Source organism: Mycobacterium sp. URHD0025 (genome assembly GCF_000426065.1).
Classification (GTDB): domain Bacteria; phylum Actinomycetota; class Actinomycetes; order Mycobacteriales; family Mycobacteriaceae; genus Mycobacterium.
Map to the genome: position 1 here is coordinate 89,883 of NZ_AUEQ01000006.1, position 21,501 is coordinate 111,383.

23 protein-coding genes and 3 tRNA genes are annotated in these 21,501 nt (G+C 66.0%); 16 read left to right on the forward strand and 10 right to left on the reverse strand.

The window, feature by feature from the left end; all coding sequences use genetic code 11:
* Window positions 1–29 precede the first annotated feature (29 nt).
* The 11 genes from H977_RS0104800 to rplA all read left to right on the forward strand — a co-directional run bounded on the left by H977_RS0104800 (window position 30) and on the right by rplA (window position 4,813).
* A tRNA-Thr gene (locus H977_RS0104800) sits at window positions 30–102 on the forward strand.
* Window positions 103–141: 39 nt separating this feature from the next.
* Window positions 142–215 (forward strand) — tRNA-Met (locus H977_RS0104805).
* A gap of 46 nt (window positions 216–261) precedes the next feature.
* Window positions 262–429, forward strand: a complete 168-nt coding sequence (gene rpmG / locus H977_RS0104810) for a 50S ribosomal protein L33 (RefSeq protein ID WP_003881823.1) — start codon at window positions 262–264, stop codon at window positions 427–429.
* 36 nt (window positions 430–465) lie between these two features.
* A complete protein-coding gene (gene hadA / locus H977_RS0104815; protein WP_407661793.1) occupies window positions 466–903 on the forward strand; it encodes a (3R)-hydroxyacyl-ACP dehydratase subunit HadA in 438 nt (145 codons plus the stop codon).
* The gene (gene hadB / locus H977_RS0104820) at window positions 903–1,331 is read left to right on the forward strand and encodes a (3R)-hydroxyacyl-ACP dehydratase subunit HadB (protein WP_029106788.1); all 429 of its coding nucleotides are present in this window, start codon (window positions 903–905) and stop codon (window positions 1,329–1,331) included. Before hadA ends, hadB begins: the two co-directional genes overlap by 1 nt.
* 13 nt (window positions 1,332–1,344) lie before the next feature.
* Window positions 1,345–1,854, forward strand: a complete 510-nt coding sequence (gene hadC / locus H977_RS0104825) for a (3R)-hydroxyacyl-ACP dehydratase subunit HadC (protein ID WP_029106789.1) — start codon at window positions 1,345–1,347, stop codon at window positions 1,852–1,854.
* A 177-nt stretch (window positions 1,855–2,031) separates the two neighbouring features.
* Window positions 2,032–2,104: transfer RNA gene (locus tag H977_RS0104830), tRNA-Trp, on the forward strand.
* Between the two features lie 82 nt (window positions 2,105–2,186).
* The gene (gene secE, locus H977_RS0104835; protein WP_029106790.1) at window positions 2,187–2,654 is read left to right on the forward strand and encodes a preprotein translocase subunit SecE; all 468 of its coding nucleotides are present in this window, start codon (window positions 2,187–2,189) and stop codon (window positions 2,652–2,654) included.
* Window positions 2,655–2,681: 27 nt separating this feature from the next.
* Entirely contained in the window at window positions 2,682–3,524 is an 843-nt protein-coding gene (nusG, locus tag H977_RS0104840) for a transcription termination/antitermination protein NusG (protein ID WP_029106791.1), read from the forward strand.
* Between the two features lie 68 nt (window positions 3,525–3,592).
* Window positions 3,593–4,021, forward strand: coding sequence for a 50S ribosomal protein L11 (gene rplK, locus H977_RS0104845; RefSeq protein ID WP_003881829.1), 429 nt, complete (start codon window positions 3,593–3,595; stop codon window positions 4,019–4,021).
* Between the two features lie 84 nt (window positions 4,022–4,105).
* The gene (rplA, locus tag H977_RS0104850) at window positions 4,106–4,813 is read left to right on the forward strand and encodes a 50S ribosomal protein L1 (RefSeq protein ID WP_029106792.1); all 708 of its coding nucleotides are present in this window, start codon (window positions 4,106–4,108) and stop codon (window positions 4,811–4,813) included.
* Window positions 4,814–4,897: 84 nt separating this feature from the next.
* Here rplA and H977_RS32570 read toward each other — a convergent pair whose 3' ends face one another.
* The 7 genes from H977_RS32570 to H977_RS0104885 form a co-directional block, all read right to left on the reverse strand.
* On the reverse strand, window positions 4,898–6,154 hold the full coding sequence (locus tag H977_RS32570) for an RNA polymerase sigma factor (protein WP_051288679.1): 1,257 nt from the start codon (window positions 6,152–6,154) through the stop codon (window positions 4,898–4,900).
* Between the two features lie 6 nt (window positions 6,155–6,160).
* Window positions 6,161–6,856, reverse strand: coding sequence for a YciI family protein (locus tag H977_RS0104860; protein ID WP_029106793.1), 696 nt, complete (start codon window positions 6,854–6,856; stop codon window positions 6,161–6,163).
* Between the two features lie 105 nt (window positions 6,857–6,961).
* The gene (locus H977_RS0104865; protein ID WP_029106794.1) at window positions 6,962–7,822 is read right to left on the reverse strand and encodes a cyclopropane mycolic acid synthase family methyltransferase; all 861 of its coding nucleotides are present in this window, start codon (window positions 7,820–7,822) and stop codon (window positions 6,962–6,964) included.
* Window positions 7,823–8,006: 184 nt separating this feature from the next.
* The gene (locus H977_RS0104870; protein ID WP_155946526.1) at window positions 8,007–8,885 is read right to left on the reverse strand and encodes a cyclopropane mycolic acid synthase family methyltransferase; all 879 of its coding nucleotides are present in this window, start codon (window positions 8,883–8,885) and stop codon (window positions 8,007–8,009) included.
* Between the two features lie 173 nt (window positions 8,886–9,058).
* Window positions 9,059–9,976: an alpha/beta fold hydrolase gene (locus tag H977_RS0104875; protein ID WP_029106796.1), complete on the reverse strand. Its 918-nt coding sequence runs from the start codon at window positions 9,974–9,976 to the stop codon at window positions 9,059–9,061.
* Window positions 9,977–9,985: 9 nt separating this feature from the next.
* The gene (locus H977_RS0104880) at window positions 9,986–11,401 is read right to left on the reverse strand and encodes an ABC1 kinase family protein (protein ID WP_029106797.1); all 1,416 of its coding nucleotides are present in this window, start codon (window positions 11,399–11,401) and stop codon (window positions 9,986–9,988) included.
* 52 nt (window positions 11,402–11,453) lie between these two features.
* Entirely contained in the window at window positions 11,454–12,464 is a 1,011-nt protein-coding gene (locus H977_RS0104885) for an oxygenase MpaB family protein (RefSeq protein WP_029106798.1), read from the reverse strand.
* Window positions 12,465–12,540: 76 nt separating this feature from the next.
* On the opposite strand from H977_RS0104885, the gene H977_RS0104890 reads away from it, so the two are divergent.
* The gene (locus tag H977_RS0104890; RefSeq protein WP_029106799.1) at window positions 12,541–13,149 is read left to right on the forward strand and encodes a TetR/AcrR family transcriptional regulator; all 609 of its coding nucleotides are present in this window, start codon (window positions 12,541–12,543) and stop codon (window positions 13,147–13,149) included.
* Between the two features lie 13 nt (window positions 13,150–13,162).
* On the opposite strand, the gene H977_RS0104895 is transcribed toward H977_RS0104890, so the two are convergent.
* Both H977_RS0104895 and H977_RS0104900 read right to left on the reverse strand, forming a co-directional pair.
* The gene (locus tag H977_RS0104895; protein WP_029106800.1) at window positions 13,163–13,762 is read right to left on the reverse strand and encodes a DinB family protein; all 600 of its coding nucleotides are present in this window, start codon (window positions 13,760–13,762) and stop codon (window positions 13,163–13,165) included.
* 3 nt (window positions 13,763–13,765) lie between these two features.
* Window positions 13,766–14,290, reverse strand: coding sequence for a DinB family protein (locus tag H977_RS0104900; RefSeq protein ID WP_029106801.1), 525 nt, complete (start codon window positions 14,288–14,290; stop codon window positions 13,766–13,768).
* Between the two features lie 61 nt (window positions 14,291–14,351).
* Between H977_RS0104900 and H977_RS0104905 the strand changes: the two genes are divergently transcribed.
* Window positions 14,352–15,323, forward strand: coding sequence for a helix-turn-helix transcriptional regulator (locus tag H977_RS0104905; protein ID WP_029106802.1), 972 nt, complete (start codon window positions 14,352–14,354; stop codon window positions 15,321–15,323).
* Here H977_RS0104905 and H977_RS0104910 read toward each other — a convergent pair.
* Window positions 15,316–15,864 (reverse strand): nucleotidyltransferase family protein, encoded by a 549-nt coding sequence (locus H977_RS0104910; protein WP_029106803.1) that lies wholly within the window; start codon window positions 15,862–15,864, stop codon window positions 15,316–15,318. The two genes, H977_RS0104905 and H977_RS0104910, sit on opposite strands and share 8 nt — an antisense overlap.
* A gap of 66 nt (window positions 15,865–15,930) precedes the next feature.
* Between H977_RS0104910 and H977_RS0104915 the strand changes: the two genes are divergently transcribed.
* Genes H977_RS0104915 through H977_RS0104925 form a run of 3 tightly spaced genes read left to right on the forward strand, consistent with a single transcriptional unit; the run spans window position 15,931 to window position 21,496 of the window.
* Window positions 15,931–16,689, forward strand: a complete 759-nt coding sequence (locus H977_RS0104915) for an endonuclease/exonuclease/phosphatase family protein (protein WP_029106804.1) — start codon at window positions 15,931–15,933, stop codon at window positions 16,687–16,689.
* 17 nt (window positions 16,690–16,706) lie between these two features.
* Window positions 16,707–20,891: a glycoside hydrolase family 38 N-terminal domain-containing protein gene (locus H977_RS0104920; RefSeq protein WP_029106805.1), complete on the forward strand. Its 4,185-nt coding sequence runs from the start codon at window positions 16,707–16,709 to the stop codon at window positions 20,889–20,891.
* Window positions 20,888–21,496: a DUF7158 domain-containing protein gene (locus H977_RS0104925; RefSeq protein ID WP_029106806.1), complete on the forward strand. Its 609-nt coding sequence runs from the start codon at window positions 20,888–20,890 to the stop codon at window positions 21,494–21,496. Before H977_RS0104920 ends, H977_RS0104925 begins: the two co-directional genes overlap by 4 nt.
* Window positions 21,497–21,501 lie beyond the last annotated feature (5 nt).

A 21,501-nucleotide genomic window follows, 5' to 3' on the forward strand; every position in this document is an offset into this window, starting at 1 on the left:
TAAGGCTGCGCGGCTACGGACGCGCACACGCCCCCTTAGCTCAGTCGGCAGAGCGTTTCCATGGTAAGGAAAAGGTCAACGGTTCGATTCCGTTAGGGGGCTCGGTGGACGAGCAGGCCGTGCGCCGACTCGCATCATCGGGGCGGTGTAGCTCAGCTGGTTAGAGCGCACGACTCATAATCGTGAGGTCGGGGGATCGAGTCCCCCCACCGCTACAGGAACATCACAAGCAGAGCGTGATTTTGAGCAGGGAGAACTGACGTGGCGTCGAGTACCGACGTACGGCCGAAGATCACTTTGGCGTGCGAGGTGTGCAAGCACCGCAACTACATCACCAAGAAGAACCGCCGCAACGATCCCGACCGGCTCGAGATCAAGAAGTTCTGCCCGAACTGTGGCACTCACCAGCCGCACAAAGAGTCGCGGTAGCCATTCGCTGTGGGGCTTTCGACGAACATCGTCGGGATGCACTACCGGCATCCTGAGCACTACGAGGTCGGACGCGAGAAGATTCGCGAACACGCGATCGCGGTCAAGAACGACGATGCGTTCTACCACGACGAGGCAGCCGCAGCTGAGCTCGGTCACGACTCACTGCCGGCGCCACTGACCTTTATCAGCATTTTCGGTTACCAGGCGCAGTGGGCCTTCTTCGAGTGGGCCAACATCGGCATCCAGGACGCGCAAATCGTCCAGGTCGACCAGGAACTGAAGTTCCTCAAGCCGATCAAGGCCGGAGACAAGCTCTACTGCGACGTCTACGTGCATTCCGTTCGTAAGGCGCACGGAACCGACATCATCGTGACCAAGAACATCATCACCGACGACAAGGGTGATGTGGTCCAGGAGAGCTACACGACCCTGGCCGGGCGTGCGGGCGACGGAGAAGAGGGTTTTAACTGATGGCGCTGCGCGAATTCAGTTCGGTCAAGGTCGGCGACACGCTGCCCGAGCGCGTGATTCCGCTGACCCGCGGAGATCTGGTCAACTACGCCGGCGTGTCCGGCGACCTCAACCCGATCCACTGGGATGACGAGATCGCCAAGCAGGTCGGCCTCGACACCGCGATCGCCCACGGCATGCTGACCATGGGCCTCGGCGGCGGCTACGTCACCGCCTGGGTCGGCGATCCGGCCGCTGTCACCGAATACAACGTCCGCTTCACCGCGGTGGTGCCCGTCCCCAACGACGGTGTGGGCGCCGAAATCGTCTTCAACGGACGCGTCAAGTCCGTCGACCCCGAGCAGAAACTGGTCACCGTCGCCATCTCGGCGACCGCGGGCGGAAAGAAGATCTTCGGGCGCGCCACTGCGTCCGCAAAACTCGCGTAAGGAGATCTGGGCCATGGCACTCAAGGCTGACATCCGCGGAATGGTCTGGAAATATCCGCATCCCTTCCTGATCGGCCGCGAGCAGATCCGCCAGTACGCCAAGGCCGTCAAGGCCATGGATCCGGCCAGCCATGACGAGGCTGCCGCCGCAGAACTCGGGCATGACACCCTCGTCGCTCCGCTCACCTTCGCCTCCACGCTGGCGCTGCTGGTCCAGGAACACTTCTTCCAGAACGTCGACGTCGGCATGGAGACCAAGCAGATCGTCCAGGTCGACCAGAAGTTCCTTTACCGCAAGCCTTTGAAGGCAGGCGATCAGCTGCACGCCATCATGGAGATCACCTCGGTCGAGGAGCGCTTCGGCGCCGACATCGTCGTGACCCACAACGTCTGCACCGACGACGACGGTGAGGTGGTCCTGGAAGCCATCACCACCATGATGGGCCACGACGCCGACGATTCCATCCAGGTCAAGTGGGATCCGGAGACCGGCAAGGTCGTTCGGAGGGCCGCCGGGGAGTAGTCGTCCCGAGTGGGCGCGATTAGTTTCTGGCGCGCCCGCCGGGTACACTCGGACACCGGGGTTTTTCCCATTTCAGCGCGCTATCCGTCGGCTTGACCATCGAGCGATCGGAGAGCGCGCGAATTGTGTAAGCCTCGGCGCAGTACGGTGACGAGAGTGCCAGCACGTCACCAACAGAGGGGCGTAGCTCAACTGGCAGAGCAGCGGTCTCCAAAACCGCAGGTTGCAGGTTCAAGTCCTGTCGCCCCTGCTCAAACTGAATACTCGACAACGTGTGGACACTGGAAGGTGACCGCAACAAACAAGTCCGCTAGGAATGAACGGAGCATGCGGTGAGCGACGAGCGCGAAGGTGCCGGCTCCGCAGACGACACTGGAACCGACGCCAGCACCGACACCGGGTCGACAGACACCGCCCACGGTCAGACCGCGGTGGTGACACGGCCGCTGCGCCCGACCGGCAAGCGGACCCGTCGTGGCGCGGCTGCCGAGGCCGACAGTGACGAAGCCGCCGAGGGTGAGGCGTCGAGCGATGACGCCGAGGCCGACTCCGGCAAGTCGAAGAAGGCCAAGAAGAACGCGAAGGCCAAGAACACCGGACCTTCACGCAACCCGATCATGTTCGTCGTCAACTACCTGCGGCAGGTCGTTGCCGAGCTGCGCAAGGTCATCTGGCCGAACCGTAAGCAGATGGTCAGCTACACCACGGTGGTGCTGGTCTTCCTGGTGTTCATGGTCGCGCTGATCTCCGGCGCCGACCTTGGACTGGCACGGCTGGTGTCGCTTGTGTTCGGCACCTGATCTGGAATTTGAGAGAGGACTGACAACGTGACCACGTTCGACGGCGACGAGACCGTTGCCGACGATCCGGCTGAGGACCAACCGGCCGTCGACGCAGTCGAGTCGCAGACCGACGATCTGGCTGACGGCCAAGAGGCCGCCGAGACCGAGACAGTCGCCGAGACCGAGTCGGCCCCGGCGGAAGACGCCGATGGCGAAGCAGGTGCCGAAGAGGCGCCTGCCGAAGACGCTGCCGACGAAGAGGAAGACCCGGCGGTCGCCCTCAAGAAGGAACTGCGGCTCAAGCCCGGCGACTGGTACGTCATCCACTCCTACGCCGGCTACGAGAACAAGGTGAAAGCCAACCTCGAGACCCGCGTGCAGAACCTGGACGTCGGCGACTACATCTTCCAGGTCGAGGTGCCCACCGAAGAGGTCACCGAGATCAAGAACGGCCAGCGCAAGCAGGTCAACCGCAAGGTGCTGCCGGGCTACATCCTGGTGCGCATGGAGCTCAACGACGAATCGTGGGGCGCGGTGCGCAACACCCCGGGCGTCACCGGCTTCGTCGGCGCCACCTCGCGTCCGTCCCCGCTGTCGCTGAACGACGTGGTGAAGTTCCTGCTACCGCAGGGCGCCGCCAAGAAGCCCGCCAAGGCCAGCGCCGCCGCCGCGGCCGGTGCCAGCACCGAGGCCACCCTGGAACGGCCCGAGATCCTGGTCGATTTCGAGGTCGGCGAGTCCGTCACCGTCATGGACGGCCCGTTCGCGACGCTGCCCGCCTCCATCAGCGAGGTCAACGCCGAGCAGCAGAAGCTCAAGGTGCTGGTCTCCATCTTCGGCCGCGAGACACCGGTCGAACTGACCTTCAACCAGGTCTCCAAGATTTAGTCGCCACAGCGGCTAGAAACAACGGGCGTTCGCGCCCTTGGATGAGCAAGTAAAGGAACACCAGAAGCATGGCCCCGAAGAAAAAGGTCGCCGGGCTCATCAAGCTGCAGATCCAGGCCGGGCAGGCCAACCCCGCCCCGCCGGTCGGTCCTGCACTTGGCCAGCACGGCGTCAACATCATGGAGTTCTGCAAGGCGTACAACGCCGCGACCGAGTCGCAGCGCGGAAACGTCATCCCCGTGGAGATCACCGTCTACGAGGACCGCAGCTTCACTTTCGCACTGAAGACCCCGCCCGCCGCCAAGCTGCTGCTCAAGGCAGCCGGTGTGCAGAAGGGTTCGGGCGAGCCGCACAAGACCAAGGTCGCCAAGGTGACCTGGGATCAGGTGCGCGAGATCGCCGAGACCAAGAAGGCCGATCTCAACGCCAACGACATCGACGCCGCGTCGAAGATCATCGCCGGCACCGCCCGCTCGATGGGTATCACGGTCGAATAAGTCGCGCGCAGCGATCGAGTCACCACCTGTGGCAGGGCTGGCATCGGCCCGTACCACGACTCCAAGAACACGATTGGAATTTCAATGAGCAAGAACAGCAAGGCATATCGCGAAGCCGCGGAGAAGATCGACCGGGACAAGCTCTACTCGCCGCTTGAAGCCGCGAAGCTGGCCAAGGAGACCTCCTCCAAGAATCAGGACGCCACCGTCGAGGTCGCCATCCGCCTCGGCGTCGACCCCCGCAAGGCCGACCAGATGGTGCGCGGCACCGTCAACCTGCCGCACGGCACCGGTAAGACCGCCCGCGTCGCCGTTTTCGCCGTGGGTGAGAAGGCCGAGCAGGCGCTGGCCGCCGGCGCCGACGTCGTCGGCAGCGACGACCTGATCGAGAAGATCCAGGGCGGTTTCCTGGACTTCGACGCCGCGATCGCCACCCCGGACCAGATGGCCAAGGTCGGTCGGATCGCCCGCGTGCTGGGGCCGCGCGGTCTGATGCCGAACCCCAAGACCGGCACCGTCACCCCCGATGTCACCAAGGCTGTGGCCGACATCAAGGGCGGCAAGATCAACTTCCGTGTCGACAAGCAGGCCAACCTGCACTTCGTGATCGGCAAGGCCTCCTTCGACGAGGGCAAGCTGGCCGAGAACTACGGCGCCGCCCTCGACGAGGTGCTGCGTGCCAAGCCGTCGTCCTCGAAGGGTCGTTACCTCAAGAAGGTCACCGTGTCGACCACCACGGGCCCGGGTATCCCGGTTGACCCGTCGGTCACCCGGAATTTCACCGAGGAGTAGCGCAGCGGATCCGACCATCGGAACCGAGGAGTAGCCTCTTCGCTCGAATGGCCAGTTACGGCACAAGATTCTCTGAATCGCGTGTCATAACTGGCCATTCGGCATTTCTGGGGCGATGTCCTGGGCACATTCGGCGAGCCGACGCCGGAGAAATGCCGCGGCCGGCGCGGACCCGTTGTCACCGTCGAGTGCGACGCGGTACCAACGCACGGCCTCATCGCATCGGCCCGCCCGGCGTAACAGATCGGCGCGGATCGGGGCCACCGTGTTGGTGCGGGCCAGCCGCGGATCGTCGGCCACCTCGTCGAGCGCGGCCAGCCCTGCCGGGAAGCCGTCGCGAAAGCCAACGGCGAGTGCACGATTGGCGCGTACCACCGGAGAGTCCGTCATCTCGGCCAACCGGTCGTAAGCCAGGCAGATGGTGGCCCAGTCGGTGTGCTGCCAGGTAGGCGCCGTCACATGCAGTGCCGCGATGACGGCTTGAGGAAGATACGAGCCGGGCGCGCCCTCGGCCAGCCGCAACTCTTCCAGGCCACGCGCGATGCGGCCGCGATCCCAGTGACTACGGTCCTGCTCGTCCAGTGGGATCAGCGCGCCGTGCTCGTCCACCCGCGTGCGGCGGCGCGAATCATGCAGCAGCACAAGCGCGGCGAGGGCGTGCGCGTCACGGTTGTCGGGCATGAGTGAGCACAATTCACCGGCGAGCCGGACGCCCTCGTCGCACAGTTCGTCGCGGATCGCCGACGGCCCGCCGGTGGACCAGTAGCCCTCGGTGAACACCGAGTAGATGCAGCCCAGTACGTGCGGCGTGCGCTCTGCCAGAAGCTCCCGCGGCGGCACCCGCAACGGGATGTTGGCATCACGAATCTTGTTCTTGGCCCTGGTGATTCGCTGCCCTACCGCGGCCTCGGACTGCAGCAGGGCGCGGGCGATCTCAGTGACCGTGAGGCCCGAGATCAACCGCAGCGTCAACGCCAGCTGCGAGCCGCGGTCCAGCGCGGGATGAGCGCAGGTGAACATCATCCGCAGTTCGTCGTCGCGCACCGGGTGCAGCTCGTCCGCGTTGCCGCTGCGCGCCGTCACCTCGTCGTACACGGCCGCGAGTTCCTTTCCGGGACGGGCAGATTCGCGGCGCAGGCGGTCCAGCGCCCGGTTACGTGCCACCGTGATCAGCCATGCGCCGGGTTTGGCGGGCACCCCCTCGGCCGGCCATACCCGCAGCGCCTGCGTACAGGCCTCCTGGACGGCGTCCTCGGCCACCGTGAGATCGCCAGACCATCGCGCGAGCGCCGCAACGGCCGGACCCCACTCACGCCGAAAGACGCCGTCCAGCTGACTCACGGGCGACTACAGCCCCGCGACGCCCGACAATTGGCGGACCTCGATGGCCGAGGCCGGAATCATCGACGCCAGCTTGACCGCCTCGTCGCGATCCGCGGCCCGCAACACGTAGAAGCCGTTGGCCACCTCCGCACCCTCGGCGTACGGGCCGTCGGTGAGCGTCACCTTGCCGTCGCGGACCCGCACGGTGGTCGCGGTGGACGGCGGATGCAACGGCGCGCCGGCAAGGGTCTGATCGCCGATGGTCTTGGCGAGCTCGACATGCAACCCCGCCTGCCGATTCCATTCGTCGGTTCCCGGCGTGTTGACGTCCTCCGGCGGCTCCAGCAGCAGTGCCAGCCAATCGTTGCCCAGCGGCTGCTCGGGAGCCTGCCAGTGGACCATCGGCCACACTTCGACCGCACCGAACTGGGCGACCGGGATGTCGCGGGCCAGCGCCAGTGCCTCGTCGAGATTGTCGGCCTCGAACACGTAGTAGCCGCAGGCCACCTCCGCACCCTCGGCGTACGGGCCGTCGGTCACCGTCGGGTGGTCCGGCCCGCCGGCGATGCGGGTAGCGGTGGCAGCCCGGTCCAGTGCGTCACCCGCCCGGATCGCCGACTCGGCCTTGGTGTGAAAAGCCTGGAAGGCAGCCATGCCCTCAGCCCGCTGCTCGGGTGTGAGTTCGACATCCTGGCTGATCAGTAACGCGAAGTAATGCATCGTCATCTCCCGGTGTCAGCGAGCGAAACCCTCTGTTCCACTCTCTACCCATCCGACGAACGAGGCTGCCGGGATCCGACACTCTGCGGGAGATGTTTTCGGCGGCTACTTCTGCAACGTGAACTGATGCACGCTGATGTGGCCCGAGGCGAAGTACTTCTGGCAGCCGTTGAGGTACTTGTCGTAGCGGTCGTAAACCTCTTGGCCCTGGATCGCGATGGCCTCGTCCTTGTGCGCCTCGAGCGCCTCGGCCCAGATCTTGAGCGTCCGGACGTAGTGCGGGCCGATCTCCTGCAGCTGGGTGAGCTTGAACCCGGCCTCGGTGGCTTTCTCCTGCTCCATCTCCACCGACGGCAGTCGACCACCAGGAAAGATCTCGGTCATGATGAAGTGGGCGAACCGGGCATCTTCGAACGTCATGTGCAGGCCGAGTTTCTGGCCTTGACGAAGGTCGAATCCGGTGATGTTGTGCAGCAACATGATGCCGCCATCGGGCAATGCGTTGTACGCCGTCTCGAAAAAGGCCGGATAACGCTCGAATCCGAAATGCTCGAATGCGCCGATCGACACGATCCGGTCGACCTTGTCGTCGAACTCCTCCCAGCCCTGCAGCCTGACCTCGACGTTGCGGTTGGTGGGAATCTTGGCGAGTTTGTCTATGGCGTATTCACGCTGTTCGCCACTCAGCGTCAGGCCGATGACGTTGACGTCGTACTTCTCGATGGCGCGGGCCATGCAGGCGCCCCAACCACATCCGATGTCAAGCAGCGTCATCCCCGGTTCGAGACCCAACTTGCCCAGTGCCAGATCGAACTTGGCCATCTGGGCCTCGTCGCCGGTCATGTCTTCGCGTTCGAAATAGCCGCACGTATAACCCATTGTCGGGCCTAGAAACAGTTCATAGAATTCATTTGAAATGTCGTAGATCGACTGCAGTTCTTCGTATTTCGGTGTCAATTTGGACATAACCGATATGCTCCAGGCCGTAGTTGTCTCTTCGAGAAGCTCAGACTACCGCAGGGTACTGCCCGGGCCGTGTTACCGCTTGCATCAACCAATTTCGTGGGCAAACAAGATCATTGTGTTAGGCGGACTATTTGTCGGCAGTTGCCTGCGGAAATGCGCCGAGGTGACATCGTTGGCGAAGAAATCATCCGGAGACATGCAGGGTGAACTGGTTGACGTCGGTGTAGCCGACCCGGAAGAGGTTCGCGCAGCCGGTGAGATACCGCATGTAGCGGTCGTAGACCTCCTGCGACTGGATCCGCACGGCTTCGTCATGGTTGGCCTCCAGGTTGGCCGCCCACTGATCGAGGGTGCGTGCGTAATGCGGCTGCAACGATTGCCGCCGCGTCAGGCTGAACGAGGCGCGCTGCGCATGCTCCTCGACCATCTCGATCGTGGGCAGGCGTCCGCCGGGGAAGATCTCGGTGAGGATGAACTTGATGAACTTGGCCAGCTCAAAGGTGAGTGGGATGCCGCGTTCGTGAGCACACCTGGGATGAATCGCGGTGATGGTGTGAAGCAGCATCACGCCGTCGTCCGGTAGGACGCGATGGGCGAAGCGGAAGAAGTCGTCGTAGCGGTCCGGCCCGAAATGCTCGAACGCCCCGATGGACACGATCCGGTCCACCGGCTCGTCGAATTCCTCCCAGCCGGCGAGCAGCACCCGCTTGCTGCGTGGGCTGGTGGACCCGTCGAACAACTCTTGCACGTACGCGGCCTGGTTGCGGCTGAGCGTGAGGCCGATGACGTTGACGTCATAGTGCTCGACCGCACGCATAACCGTTGCGCCCCAACCGCATCCGACATCTAGGAGTGTCATTCCGGGTTGCAGGCCGAGCTTGCCGAGGGCCAGGTCGATCTTCGCCGACTGGGCTTCCTGCAGCGACATGTCGTCGCGCTCGAAGTACGCGCAGCTGTAGGTCCGACTCGGATCCAGGAACACGGCGAAGAACTCGTCGGACAAGTCGTAATGGGCTTGTACGTCGTCGAAGTGTGGTTTGAGTTTTCCGGGAGTATTGGCCACGTGGGGCACCTCTTTGGCAGAGATCGACCCGGGTAGAGCTGCGCTACGCCACGTCTTGACCTAGCCGCCCCCCAGACTGCTGACACAGACTGTAGGGGCAATTCGGCCAGCTACCGAGTTTTCAGGCGATAGCAAACACTTGTTAGTGAAATTAACGTTGCATCTGCAGACAATTAGCTTGCGTTGGCAAAGTTTGTCTTGAGTTCGCCGACGATCTCGTCCCACACGGGCTCCGGTAGCTCGTGGCCCATGCCGTCGATCAGCACCAGGCGCGCGCCGCCGATCGCGCGGGCGACCGCGCGCCCGCCGGACGGGCGCATCAGGCGATCGGAGCGTCCATGGATCACCACGGTGGGCGCTTCGATCCGCTTGTCGTGGTGGCGCAGGCTGCCGCTGCCGAGGATCGCATCGAAATGCCGGGCGATGCCGGCCGGGTAGTAGGCGCGGTCGTACAGTTCGGCGGCCTGGGCTCTGATCTGTTCCTCGGGAGTGGGGTAGCCGGGGCTGCCGTTGATTCTGCTGATCCGAACGGCGTTGTCGATGATGGCTTCTCGCGACGAATCGGCGGGCGGGCCGGTGATGACCGACAGCAGCTGTTTGATGCCGGGCGGCGGCAGTAGCGGCTGGTTGTTGCTGGAGAAGATCACCGCGAGCGACCTGGTGCGTTGCGCGTACCGGGAGGCGAAAACCTGGGCGACCATCCCACCCATCGAGCCCCCGACGATGTGAGCGGTGTCGATGTTCAGGTGATCGAGCAGGGCGGCAGCGTCGTCGGCGACATCTTCCAGCGTGTAGACCGATGGGCTGCGCAAGCCCAGGAACGATCGAGCCATCCGCAGCGGGAGAGGAGTGTCCACCCGCTTGCCGGACAGCTTCGTGGACAGGCCGACGTCCCGGTTGTCGTAGCGGATGACGCGCAAGCCCTGATTCACCAGCTTTTCGCAGAATCCGGTGCGCCACAACAACATCTGCGCACCCAGGCCCATGATCAGCAGCACGGCCGGATCGTTCGGGTCGCCCATGTCCTCGTAATAGATGTCGACGTCACCGGGCTGGGCTGACGATTTGGCGAATCCGCTCCGCACCCTCATGCCGGCCACTCAGATCTCGTTTCCGTCAGAATCGGACTCGGCCGCTCCCGCTGGATTCTCCTCGCGCAAGCGCTCGTCGGTCTCTTTGTGCTCCCGGCTGATATCCACCATGAAGTTGGCGAAGTACCCGGTGAGCTGGGGGTCGTTCATCATCTGCCACTTGGGTGCCAACAACTTCATGTAGCGCTCGACATAGAGGAACTGCTTGCCGATCAGCACGAGTTCGCGGGGCAACTTGACGTCATAGGCTTCGGCCAGTGCCGAGAGCTGCTTGCCGATTTCGGCGTAGGACATATCGCCGAGCGACTTCATGGTGAGAGGGGTGGCAAACTTCTCCAGGTCCTTGGCGGCCTGCGCCTCGGGTTTCACCGTTCCCACGGCCCCCATCAGCACCACGATCTTGCCGGCCGCCGCATGGTCCTTCTTGACGAGCAGGGCGTACACCAGCTCGCGCAACAACCACCGGGTGCGAGGGTCGATGCGGCCCATGATGCCGAAGTCGAAGAACACGATCTTGCCGTTGTCATCGACGTAGAGGTTGCCCGCGTGCAGATCGCCGTGGAACAGGCCATGTTTGAGGCCGCCCTCGAACACACTGAACAGCAAGGCCTTGACCAGTTCGGTGCCGTCGAAGCCCTTCTTGCGGATCGCGGCAACGTCGTCGATCCGGACCCCGGTGACCCGCTCCATCGTCAGCACCCGCTGGCTGGTCAGATCCCAGTACACCTGCGGCACGCGGATGTTCTCGCCCAGAGGCGAGGAGTGCATGTGCGACACCCAGGCGTCCATCGACTGGGCTTCCAGCCGGAAGTCGAGCTCCTCGGCGAGATTGTCGGCGAAGTCGGCGACCACATCCTGGGCCGACAGCCGCCTGCCCAGCTTGGCGAGTTCCACCAGCTGCGCGCCGCGCTTGAGGATCTGCAGGTCCGCGGCGACGCGACGGCGGATACCCGGGCGCTGGATCTTGACCACCACCTCCTCGCCGCTGTGCAGGGTGGCGTAATGCACCTGCGCGATCGAGGCCGAGGCGAACGGCTTGTCGTCGAAACTCTTGAACAGGTTGGTCGGCTCATCGCCGAGTTCTTCTTTGAACAGCTGGTGCACGGCTTCCGCATTTGCCGGTGGCACGCGGTCGAGCAGGCCGCGGAACTCGCGGCTCAGCGGCTCACCGAAGGCGCCCGGGCTCGACGCGATGATCTGGCCGAACTTGACGTAGGTGGGACCCAGGTCGGAGAACGTCTGAGGCACCTGCTTGATGATCTTTTGCTGCAGAGATCCGCTGCCGAACATGCTGGCGGCAACGCGGACCCCGGTGCGGGTGATCTGCCAACCCGTGGCGCCGATACGGGCGGCCTCCACGGGCAGCGGCACCCGGGACAACCTGGCGACCTCACGGTGCTTGGTTTTGGGCGGCGTAGTGCTCATAGCTGCAGTGTCTCAAAGGCCACGGTCCGGCCAAAAACATCTGTGCCCTGCGTCACACCGATGCGAAACTCTCCTCGAGCTCTTCCCGGCTCACAACCGGGTCGCTTCCGGGCGCGTAGGTGGGCTCGGTGTGCGGGGCCAGTGCGGGATCGATGCCGTCGGCGACGCGCTTCTGCGCGTCCCGGAATTCGTTCGTGGTGCCCGCAGCGGTGTGCAATCCGTTGATGATCGACCACACCAGGGCGCGCCGGCCGGCCCGCTCGATCGGGTTCGGATCGGTGTGCCCGATCAGCTGTTTGGCCCACTTGGGCATGGTGTCGCGGATGGCCCAGTCCACGGCGCTCTGCGGCATGGGCAGGTTGGGACCGGTGGCCATGGCGGCACCGTGGGTCAGCGCCAGCTTGGGCAGGTAGGAATGCAGGCAATCCAGCGTCTCGGCCTTGGTTGTGGGCAGGTCGGTGCCGCCCAGCGCGTGCCCGACGCGGGTGAACTCCCTGTAGTAGCGGTCAAGTTTCTTGCCGCGCAACGGGTTCGGATGGTAGAGCTCGTGCGCGGTGGCCAGTCCCCACACCACGGTCGCGTAATTCCAGCGCAACCAGTCCGGATCGTCGGCGTCGTAGACCGCACCGTCGGGACGGGTGCCCTTGATGGTGTGATGCATCGCGCGGACGGTCTTTGCCACCCGCTCGGCGGTTTCGGTGTTGCCGTAGGCAGTGCCGATGAAGAAGGCGATCGAGTGGCCCAGCCGTACCGCTGCGCCTTCCGGATCGATCTGAGGAACTCCGGCGGCCTCACCGTTTTCGTCCCGCTTGACCAGCCGGGAATGGTGCATGCCCATCCAATAGATCGACGGATCGAGGCGTTCCATATAGGCGGCGCACTGCAGGCCGAAGATCAACGCCTCGGTGTGGGAGTGGACATGCCAGACAGCGCTGCCCGGGCCGAACCACCCCGGATCGCCGGCGGGCCCGGCGAATTCCATGCCGCGGAAGTAATGCTGGCGAATGTCCTTGTCGAACTTCCGCTGCAGCATCTGCTGAAGCACCTGATGCGGCATGTCCACCGTGAACCCCCTTCTGGTTACGTCTGTAGCCAGAATACATTTTGGGTACGGGTGTGACCAGATCTAATCTGTAGGAATGCCCGAAACGTCCAGCCCGACTCGATGGGCCGGCGTGCCGCTGACGGACCGCCGCGCCGAACGTCGCGCGCAGCTCGTCGACGCGGCCTTTCGGCTGTTCGGGGACGGTGGTGAGGCCGCACTGTCGGTGCGCTCGGTCTGCCGCGAATGCGGCCTGAACACCCGCTACTTCTACGAGAGCTTCGCCGACACCGACGACCTACTGGGCGCGGTGTACGACCAGGTGAGCGCGGCCCTGGCCGTCGACGTCGACGCCGCGATGGCCGGCGCCGGCGACTCCCTCCCGGCCCGGACCCGCGCCGGGATCGCCGCCGTCCTGGGTTTCAGTTCGGCCGATCCACGGCGAGGGCGGGTGCTGTTCACCGACGCCAGGGCCAATCCGGTGCTGGCGGCGCGGCGCGCGGCGACCCAGGACCTGCTGCGTGAGGCTGTGCTGTCCGAGGGTGGCCGGCTCAAACCCGGCTCGGACCCCGTCGCCGCCCAGGTCGGTGCGGCCATGTACACCGGTGCGATGGCCGAGCTCGCCCAGCAGTGGCTGGGCGGGAACCTGGGCGACGACCTTGGGGTGGTGGTGGAGTATGCGCTCCGGCTGGTTCTCGGCCGGTGATCGCTCAGAGCCGTTAGGCCTCAACCGGCCGCCAGCGCTTGATCCACTCGGTCTCGGGCCACTGTTCCTCGGCCGCCAGCAACTCGTACATCGTTGCGCGATCGACGGATTCGCGGATGATGTCGGCGTGACCGGCGTGCCGGCTGAGTTCCTCGATCAGGTGCATGGCCACCCACCGCACCGACCAGTTGTCGACGTCCTGCGGGAACCACGGCACGTCGTGGGGCACCGGAACCGCGGTGTCCAGATCCCGCTCGGCGAAAACGCGCAACGTCTCGGCATTCTGGGCCTTGAACGCCTGGAGCAGGCCGGCGAGGGTCTCGTCCTCGCGCATCACGTACAGATCGGCGTACTCGGCCGCCTGCTCCTCGAACGGACGGGGATCTGCCGGCGGGAACTCCGGCCCGTACTCGGCGCGGGCGGCCCAGCTCTTCTGCACTGCGGTGACGTGCTTGATCAGGCCGCCGACCGACAGCGCGCTCACCGACGGCGTGGACCGGGCCTGCTCATCGGTCAGGCCATGGGCCACCGCGAGGAAGGCGTTCTGCTGAAAGGCGAGGAACTCGATCAGGGTCTGGCGTTCGTCGACGGCGGGCGGGGGCATTCCTGGCATTGTTCAGTTCTCCTGGGATTGGGTTGAATGTGTGTAAAGGTCACGGATGCAGGCGATTTCGGCGCCGTGGTGGATTACCTCCCGGTTGATGTGCAGCACCAACTCGGCCATCGGGTGCTCGGCCCACGGGCCTTCGGCCGGACCGACCGGCTTCGCCAGGTCATTCTCGTCGAGGCCCCGAACCCCGTCGATCCAATGTCGGTACGCGTCGTCGAGTTGTTCCAGGGCGGTGGCGGCATCGGTCGCGTAGGGCCAGGACTCGTAGTCGGCCGGCGGTCCGCCGAAGTGCGAGTGGCTGCGCATCGCGAACACGCCGACGATGACGTGCGCCAGCCGCCACGCGATGGTGGTGAACGGTTCCGGTTGTGGCGGTGGGTAAGTGAAGTCGATGCCGCCGTCGGGGTGCACCGTCCAGCAGTCGTTCACGGGCTGCCAGAAGTACTCGTCGTCGGTCAGTCCGTCCAGGCGTGATCTCAGTTGATGTGTCCAGTGGAAGTCCAGTTGGTCGGCGAGCAGGTTTGTCCACATGGGAATACGTTCTCACCCATATAGGACAGATTCGGTCCTAAACGTGCGGCAGACTTCTTGCATGGTCGTGAGCAGTGAAACCACCGGCCGCGTGCTGCAACTCCTCGGGCTGTTGCAGTCGCGCCGCGTCTGGACCGGTGAGGAGCTGGCCGAACGGCTCGACGTCACCACCCGCAGCGTCCGCCGTGACATCGAGCGGCTGCGCGAGCTCGGATACCCCGTCCACGCCAGCAAGGGGCAGGGTGGCGGTTACCAGCTCGGAGCCGGCGCGGCACTACCGCCGCTGCTGCTCGACCCGGACGAGGCGGTCGCGATGGCCGTCTGCCTGCGGCTGGCGGCCGGCGGAAGCGTCGCAGGCGTCGGGGAGTCCGCCCTGCGGGCGCTGTCCAAACTCGACCAGGTGATGCCCGCGCGGCTGCGCTCTCAGGTATCGGCGGTGCACGACGCGACCATCACCCTGGCCCCGGACTCGTCGGATGCGCCGGTGGAACCCGAGGTGCTGATGACCCTGGCCCGGGCCTGCCGCGATCGCGAACACGTCGGCACCGACTACACCGACATCCGTGGCAATCACACCCAGCGCAGGCTGGAGCCCTATCAGCTCGTGACCACCGGGCGTCGCTGGTACCTCATGGCCTACGACCGTGACCGTGAAGACTGGCGCAGCCTGCGGCTGGACCGGATGTCGGCGGTCGCGGCCCGCGGCAGCACGTTCACCCCGCGCGAGGCTCCGGACGCCGCCGAATACGTGCGTCGCTCGATCAGTTCCTCGCCGTACCGCTACAGCGCCCGTGTGCGCTACCACGCACCGCAAAAGGTTGTGGCACAGAAGTTTCCACCGGCATCGGCCACTGTCGAGGCCGACGGGCCCGACGCCTGCATCGTCACGGCCGGCGCCGACGACCCCGAGCGCATGGTGCTGTACTTCGCCACGGTCGGCTACGACTTCGAGGTACTCGAACCGCCGGAGGTGGCAACGGCGGTCCGCGCTGTCGCCGCCCGTCTACACGCCGCCTCACAGCGGGCTATGTGATACCGAGCCGGTCGACGAGCGTCAGGAAGGCGGCGGCGAAATCATTGTCGGCGGTCGCCACCCGCACGGCATCCCAGTCGACCTTCTCGCGCACCGCGCGGGCCGCGGGCAGCAGTGCTGCGAAGTCGCAGTGGTGTTCGTTGAGCGAGCGCAACTTTTCCGAGACCACCAGCGTCGGCGTCAACACCGGCATCCGGATCGCGAGCACATCGAGCACCTCGGCACTGCCCAAGAGCGCATCATCGACCGACACCCCGTTGAGTTGATAGAGCACGTCGACCAGGACATCGTCGTCGGGATAGGCCTTGAACAGCCAGTCTTCTGGGACGTGCACGATCTGGAATCCGGCTTTGCGTAGCGCCACCTCGGCCGCCTCCGAATCAGTCTCGGCGACCACGAAATCGACGTCGTGCACCGGTTCGGGCGCGCCGTAGACCCACAGCGCATAGCTTCCGGCCAGCGCGAACTGTGGGCCGTGCGCCTTGAACGCCGACGCCGCGCGTTTCAGCGCATCCCGCAGCGCATCGTTGCGGTCGAGCACGTGCCATCCCGAGTTCTCGGGGCGCCGTCATGATGGGGGCGACGCCGTTGTGGGTACTGAGTACCCATGCGGCTGGCCACTTTCAACATTCTGCACGGACGCAGTGTCCACGATGGCGATGTCGACCTGGGAAGATTGGCGGCCGCCGTCACCGAGTTGGCCCCCGACATCCTGGCCCTGCAGGAGGTTGACTGTGATCAGCCGCGGTCGGGCAAGGCCGATCTGACCGCGGTGGCCGCCGACGCGATGAACGCCCCCTACCACCGATTCGTCGCGGCCATCTCCGGCACCCCCGGGGCGACGTGGATGGCGGCGACCGGCAGCGAACAACCCGGCACCGCCGCCTACGGGATCGCCCTGCTGTCCAGGTTTCCGGTCGAGAACTGGCAGGTGCTGAGGCTCCCGCGGATCCCGTTCCGATTCCCGATGTACGTCTCGGGAATTCGACGCGTCCGGGTCATCCATGAAGAACCCCGGGCTGCGGTCGTCGGTCGTGTCGACACTCCGCTCGGACCCATCACGGTGGCCAACACCCACCTGTCGTTCGTTCCGTGGTGGAACCGGGTGCAACTGCGGCACCTGGTCCGCGACATTCACGGCTTTCCGGGCCCGAGGCTGCTGATGGGCGATCTGAACATGGGGCCCGGCCAACCGGGCCGGTGGCATCCACTCGGGACGGCGCTGACATTCCCCGCCGACGACCCGACGACCCAGCTGGACCATATCCTCACCGACGACCCCACGTTGTCGGTCGGTTCGTGCGCCGCGCCGCGGCTGCAGGTTTCGGACCACCGGGCGCTTGTCGTCGACATTTCGGAGCCGTGACGCCGTAGGGTTTTGAAATGCACCTCACGTCAGTGGAGTCGACGGAGCTGTTCGCCGGGCCGGAGGATGCCCCTCGGCAGCTGGTTCGGGTGCGATATGAGGACTGCGCCTCGCCGACGCCCGTGCGCATCAGCGGGGACGGACTCTCCGGTGAGGCGATCGCCGCCGCAGGTGCGGGCACCCTCGAGATACCGGTGGATGTCGAGCGGGGGGTGCCCGGCGAGATCCGGGTTGGGCGAGTGGGCGACACCCGGTTCGATTTCACCGTCGCCGAACCCGGCTGGACGATGTACATGATCAGCCACTTCCACTACGACCCCGTCTGGTGGAACACCCAGGCCGCCTACACCAGCGTGTGGACCGAGGATCCACCCGGGCAATGTCGCCAGACCAACGGATTCGACCTGGTGCACGCACACCTCGAAATGGCCCGCCGCGAACCGGAATACAAGTTCGTGCTGGCCGAGGTGGACTATCTCAAGCCCTACTGGGACGCCCGGCCGCAAGACCGGGCCGACCTGCGCCGGTTCATCGCCGAGGGGCGCGTCGAAATCATGGGCGGCACCTACAACGAGCCCAACACCAACCTCACCAGCCCGGAGACCGCGATCCGGAACTTCGTGGCGGGCATGGGTTTTCAGCGCGACGTGCTGGGCGCCGAGCCGGCCACCGCCTGGCAGCTCGACGTGTTCGGGCACGACCCGCAGTTTCCCGGGATGGCGGCCGATGTCGGCCTGACGTCCAGTTCGTGGGCGCGCGGACCGCATCACCAGTGGGGTCCGATGCAGAACGACGGCGACCCCGGGCGCATGCAGTTCGCGAGCGAGTTCGAGTGGATCGCGCCCTCGGGCCGAGGACTTCTCACCCACTACATGCCCGCCCACTACTCGGCCGGCTGGTGGATGGACTCCTCGGCCTCACTGGCCGAGGCCGAGCAATCGACCTACGCGCTGTTCACCAAACTCAAACGAGTTGCGTTGACCCGCAACGTGCTCCTGCCGGTCGGCACTGATTACACCCCACCCAACAAATGGGTCACCGAGATCCATCGCGACTGGAACTCACGCTACGTCTGGCCGAAGTTCGTGTGCGCGCTGCCGTCGGAGTTCTTCAGCGCGGTGCGCGCCGAAATCGACGAACGCGGGATCACACCATCCCCGCAGACCCGCGACATGAACCCGATCTACACCGGCAAGGACGTCTCCTACATCGACACCAAACAGGCCAACCGGGCCGCCGAGGACGCGGTGCTCGACGCCGAGCGGTTCTCGGTATTCGCCGGACTGCTCGGTGGTGCGGATTATCCGCAGGCGGCGATGACCAAGGCGTGGGTGCAGCTGGCCTACGGTGCGCATCACGACGCGATCACCGGATCGGAATCCGATCAGGTCTACCTCGACCTGCTGACCGGCTGGCGCGACGCCTGGGAGCTGGGCGTCACCGCCCGCGACAATGCGCTGGCCGTGCTGTCGGAGGCGGTGGGCGGATCCAGCGGGCAGGAAACTGGCGACCCGGGCCTGAAAACCGTCGTGGTGTGGAATTCCTTGGCGCACAGTCGAAACGATATTGTCACCGTGCACCTGGACGCTCCGTTCTCCGGCGCGGTACTCGACAGCGACGGCAATGAGGTTCCCGTGCTTGTCGAGCACGACGGCGCCACCGTGAGCTGGCCGGCCCGTGACGTTCCGTCACTGGGGTGGCGGTCCTACCGCCTGGTCTCCGGGACGGCACGCGGCTGGGAACCGCTGGCCGGCAGCGAGATCACCAACGGCCGCTATCGGCTGCGCGTCGACGCAGCCCGCGGCGGCGGCGTGTGCTCGCTGCTGGACGACGGACGTGAGCTCATCGCCGACGGCGGTGTCGGCAATGAACTGGCCGTGTACGAGGAGTATCCGGCCCACCCGGAGGCCGGGGAAGGTCCGTGGCATCTGCTGCCCACGGGGCCGGTGGTGTATTCCTCGGCCGGCCCGGCCGAGGACGTGCGGTGTTTTCACAGTGGGCTCGGACAGCGGGTGATCGTGCGGGGCCGTATTCCAGACCTGTTGCGCTACACCCAGATCATCACACTGTGGTCCGATGTCGACCGCGTCGACTGCCGCACCGTGATCGATGAATTCGTCGGTTCGGACCGCCTGGTGCGGCTGCGGTGGCCGTGCCCGGTGCCGGGCGCGATGCCGGTGAGTGAGGTCGGCGACGCCGTGATCGGCCGTGGATTCGGGTTGATGCACGACCACAGCGCCGGGAGTGCCGGCAGTGCCGTTGACGCCGCCCAACACCCGTGGACACTGGACAACCCCGCGTACGGATGGTTCGGCCTGTCCTCGGCCGTACGGGTGCGCATCGGATCCGCGGTACGGGCGGTCTCGGTGGCCGAGGTGGTGGCACCCGACAGTGCGGACCCGCGCGATCTGATGGTGGCCCTGGTGCGCGCCGGGGTCACCGCGACCTGCAGTGCCGCCGACAAGCCCCGCTACGGCGACCTCAGTGTGGACTCCAACCTGCCCGACACCCGCTTCGCACTCGGCGGTCCGGAGGAAAACCCCTTCACCGCAGCCGTTCTCGCCGAAGCGGACATCGCCTACGCCGACGAGCTCAAACGTCAGATCGACGCAACCGGATCCGCTCGGGTGTGGGTGCCCGCCGCCGCGCCGTTGACCGAGCACTGGGTACCCGGTGCCGATCTGCGTGGTGTGCGCACCCTGCCGGTACTGATCCTGGCCGGCCGTCTGGACGCGGTGGTCGATGACCTGGGTGACGCCGAGATCGCCGTGACCCAGCAGGCTCCCGCGGCGGCCGAACCGTTCGACGCCCGCACCGTCGCACTGCTCAACCGGGGTGTGCCGAGCTTCGCCGTCGATGTCGACGGCACCCTGCACACGTCGCTCATGCGGTCCTGCACCGGATGGCCGTCCGGCACCTGGATCGACCCGCCGCGGCGCACCGCACCGGACGGGTCCAACTTCCAATTGCAGCACTGGACACACACATTCGACTACGCACTGGTCGCCGGGCCCGGTGACTGGCGGGCGGCGGGGATCGCACCTCGTGCCGCGGAGTTCAACCGACCGCTGCGGCCAGTGGTGGTCGAGGCGGCCGGTGGTGGCGGGTTACCCGCGTGGGGGTCGCTGCTGGAGATCGAGCCGGCAGGCAAGGTGCAACTCGGTGCACTCAAGGCCGCCGGTAATCCGTTGGCCTCAGGCAGCGTGCGCAGCGCCGATCCGGCCGACGGCGTCACCGCGCGGCTGGTCGAGATCACCGGCAGCACCACCGAAGTGACGCTCCGCTCCGGTCTGCGAGCGGTCTCCGCCGCCGCCCACGTCAACCTGCTGGAGGAACCGACCCCCGAGCAGCCGGCAGAGCTGAGCCTGCACGGCTACCAGATCGCCACCGTGTCAACCCGACTCAACCTGCCCAAGGTGCTGCGCGCGGAGCACCGGCAGTTGGCACCGGAGGCCGAGGCGGCCCAGCCGCTGTACGCCCGCTACTGGCTGCACAATCGTGGCCCGGCGCCGTTGGGCGGCCTGCCCGCCGTCGCGTATCTGCATCCGGAGAGCATTGCCGGGCAACCCGGTACCGACGTGGTGGTGTGCCTGACCGCGGCCAGCGATTGCACCGACGACGCCCTGCACGGGCGCGTCAGGTTGTTCGGACCGCCCGGGTGGGAGGTGCAGCCCGCGGAACTGCCCTACGTGTTGCCGCCCGGGGGTCACCTGGAAACCGATGTGGTGCTGAGTATTCCGGCCGGGGCGGCGCCCGGTCTGTACCCGTTGCGCGCCGAGCTGGCGGTGACCGGCGGTGGTGAGACTCTGCCGCCGTCGTGGCGGCAGCTGGTCGAGGACGTCTGCGTCGTCACCATCGGCGAGTCCGGTGCTGACGCCGGACCTCATGTGCTCAAGCTGGTATCCGAGCCGCAGGCGGTCGACGTCAAGGCCGGTGGGACGGCGCGCCTGGCGATCACGATCGGTACCGATGCGCGTACGGGCCTGGCAGCCGAGGCGCACCTGATCAGTCCGTGGGGAACCTGGGAGTGGATGGGACCGGCCGCGGCGGGTGTCGAGGTGCCCGCGGGTGGCACCGCCGAGATCGGGTTCGACGTCGCACCGCCATCGTGGGTCGAGCCGGGGGAATGGTGGGCGTTGATCCGGGTGGGATGTGCCGGACGGCTGATCTACTCACCCGCGGTGAAGGTGACGGTCCGATGAACATCGCGGCGCGGGTGGCCGGAAACCCGGTGTCGGTCAAGGAGATCGATGAGCGGGAGGCCATGTTGCGAGCGGGCAACCGGGCCTCCGCACTACCGCGGCCCGGCACCAGTGAGGGCCGTCAGTTGCGTCGCTGGCTCACTCAACTGGTGGTGGCCGAACGGGTGGTCGACGGCGAGGCCCTCGCGCGCGGCCTGACCGCGGCCGGCGCTCCCACCTTGGACGAGGTGCTGCCCGATACCGCGGCGCGGTTGGAGATCGGCAGTGTTGCCGCTGCCACGCTGGCCTCACCCCTGTCGCGCGCGGTATTCGCGGATGTCACTGCCGCAGTAGATGTTTCGTATTCAGAGGTGGCCGGCTATCACGCGCGCAATCCGCTGCGCTTCGCCGCGGCCCCCGCCGGGCCGCACGGATGGCGCACGTCTCCTGCCGCGCCGTCCCTCGACGAGGTGCACGACCGGATTCGCGCTCATCTCCGAGCGGCCGCCCGACGGCGCGCGTTCCGTCAGTGGCTCGATGCGCGTTGCGCGGCCTTGGTGGAACTGGCGCCCGGCTACGAACACCCCGGCGACCCGCGACAACCGGACAACACGCACAAGCACTAGAGGTG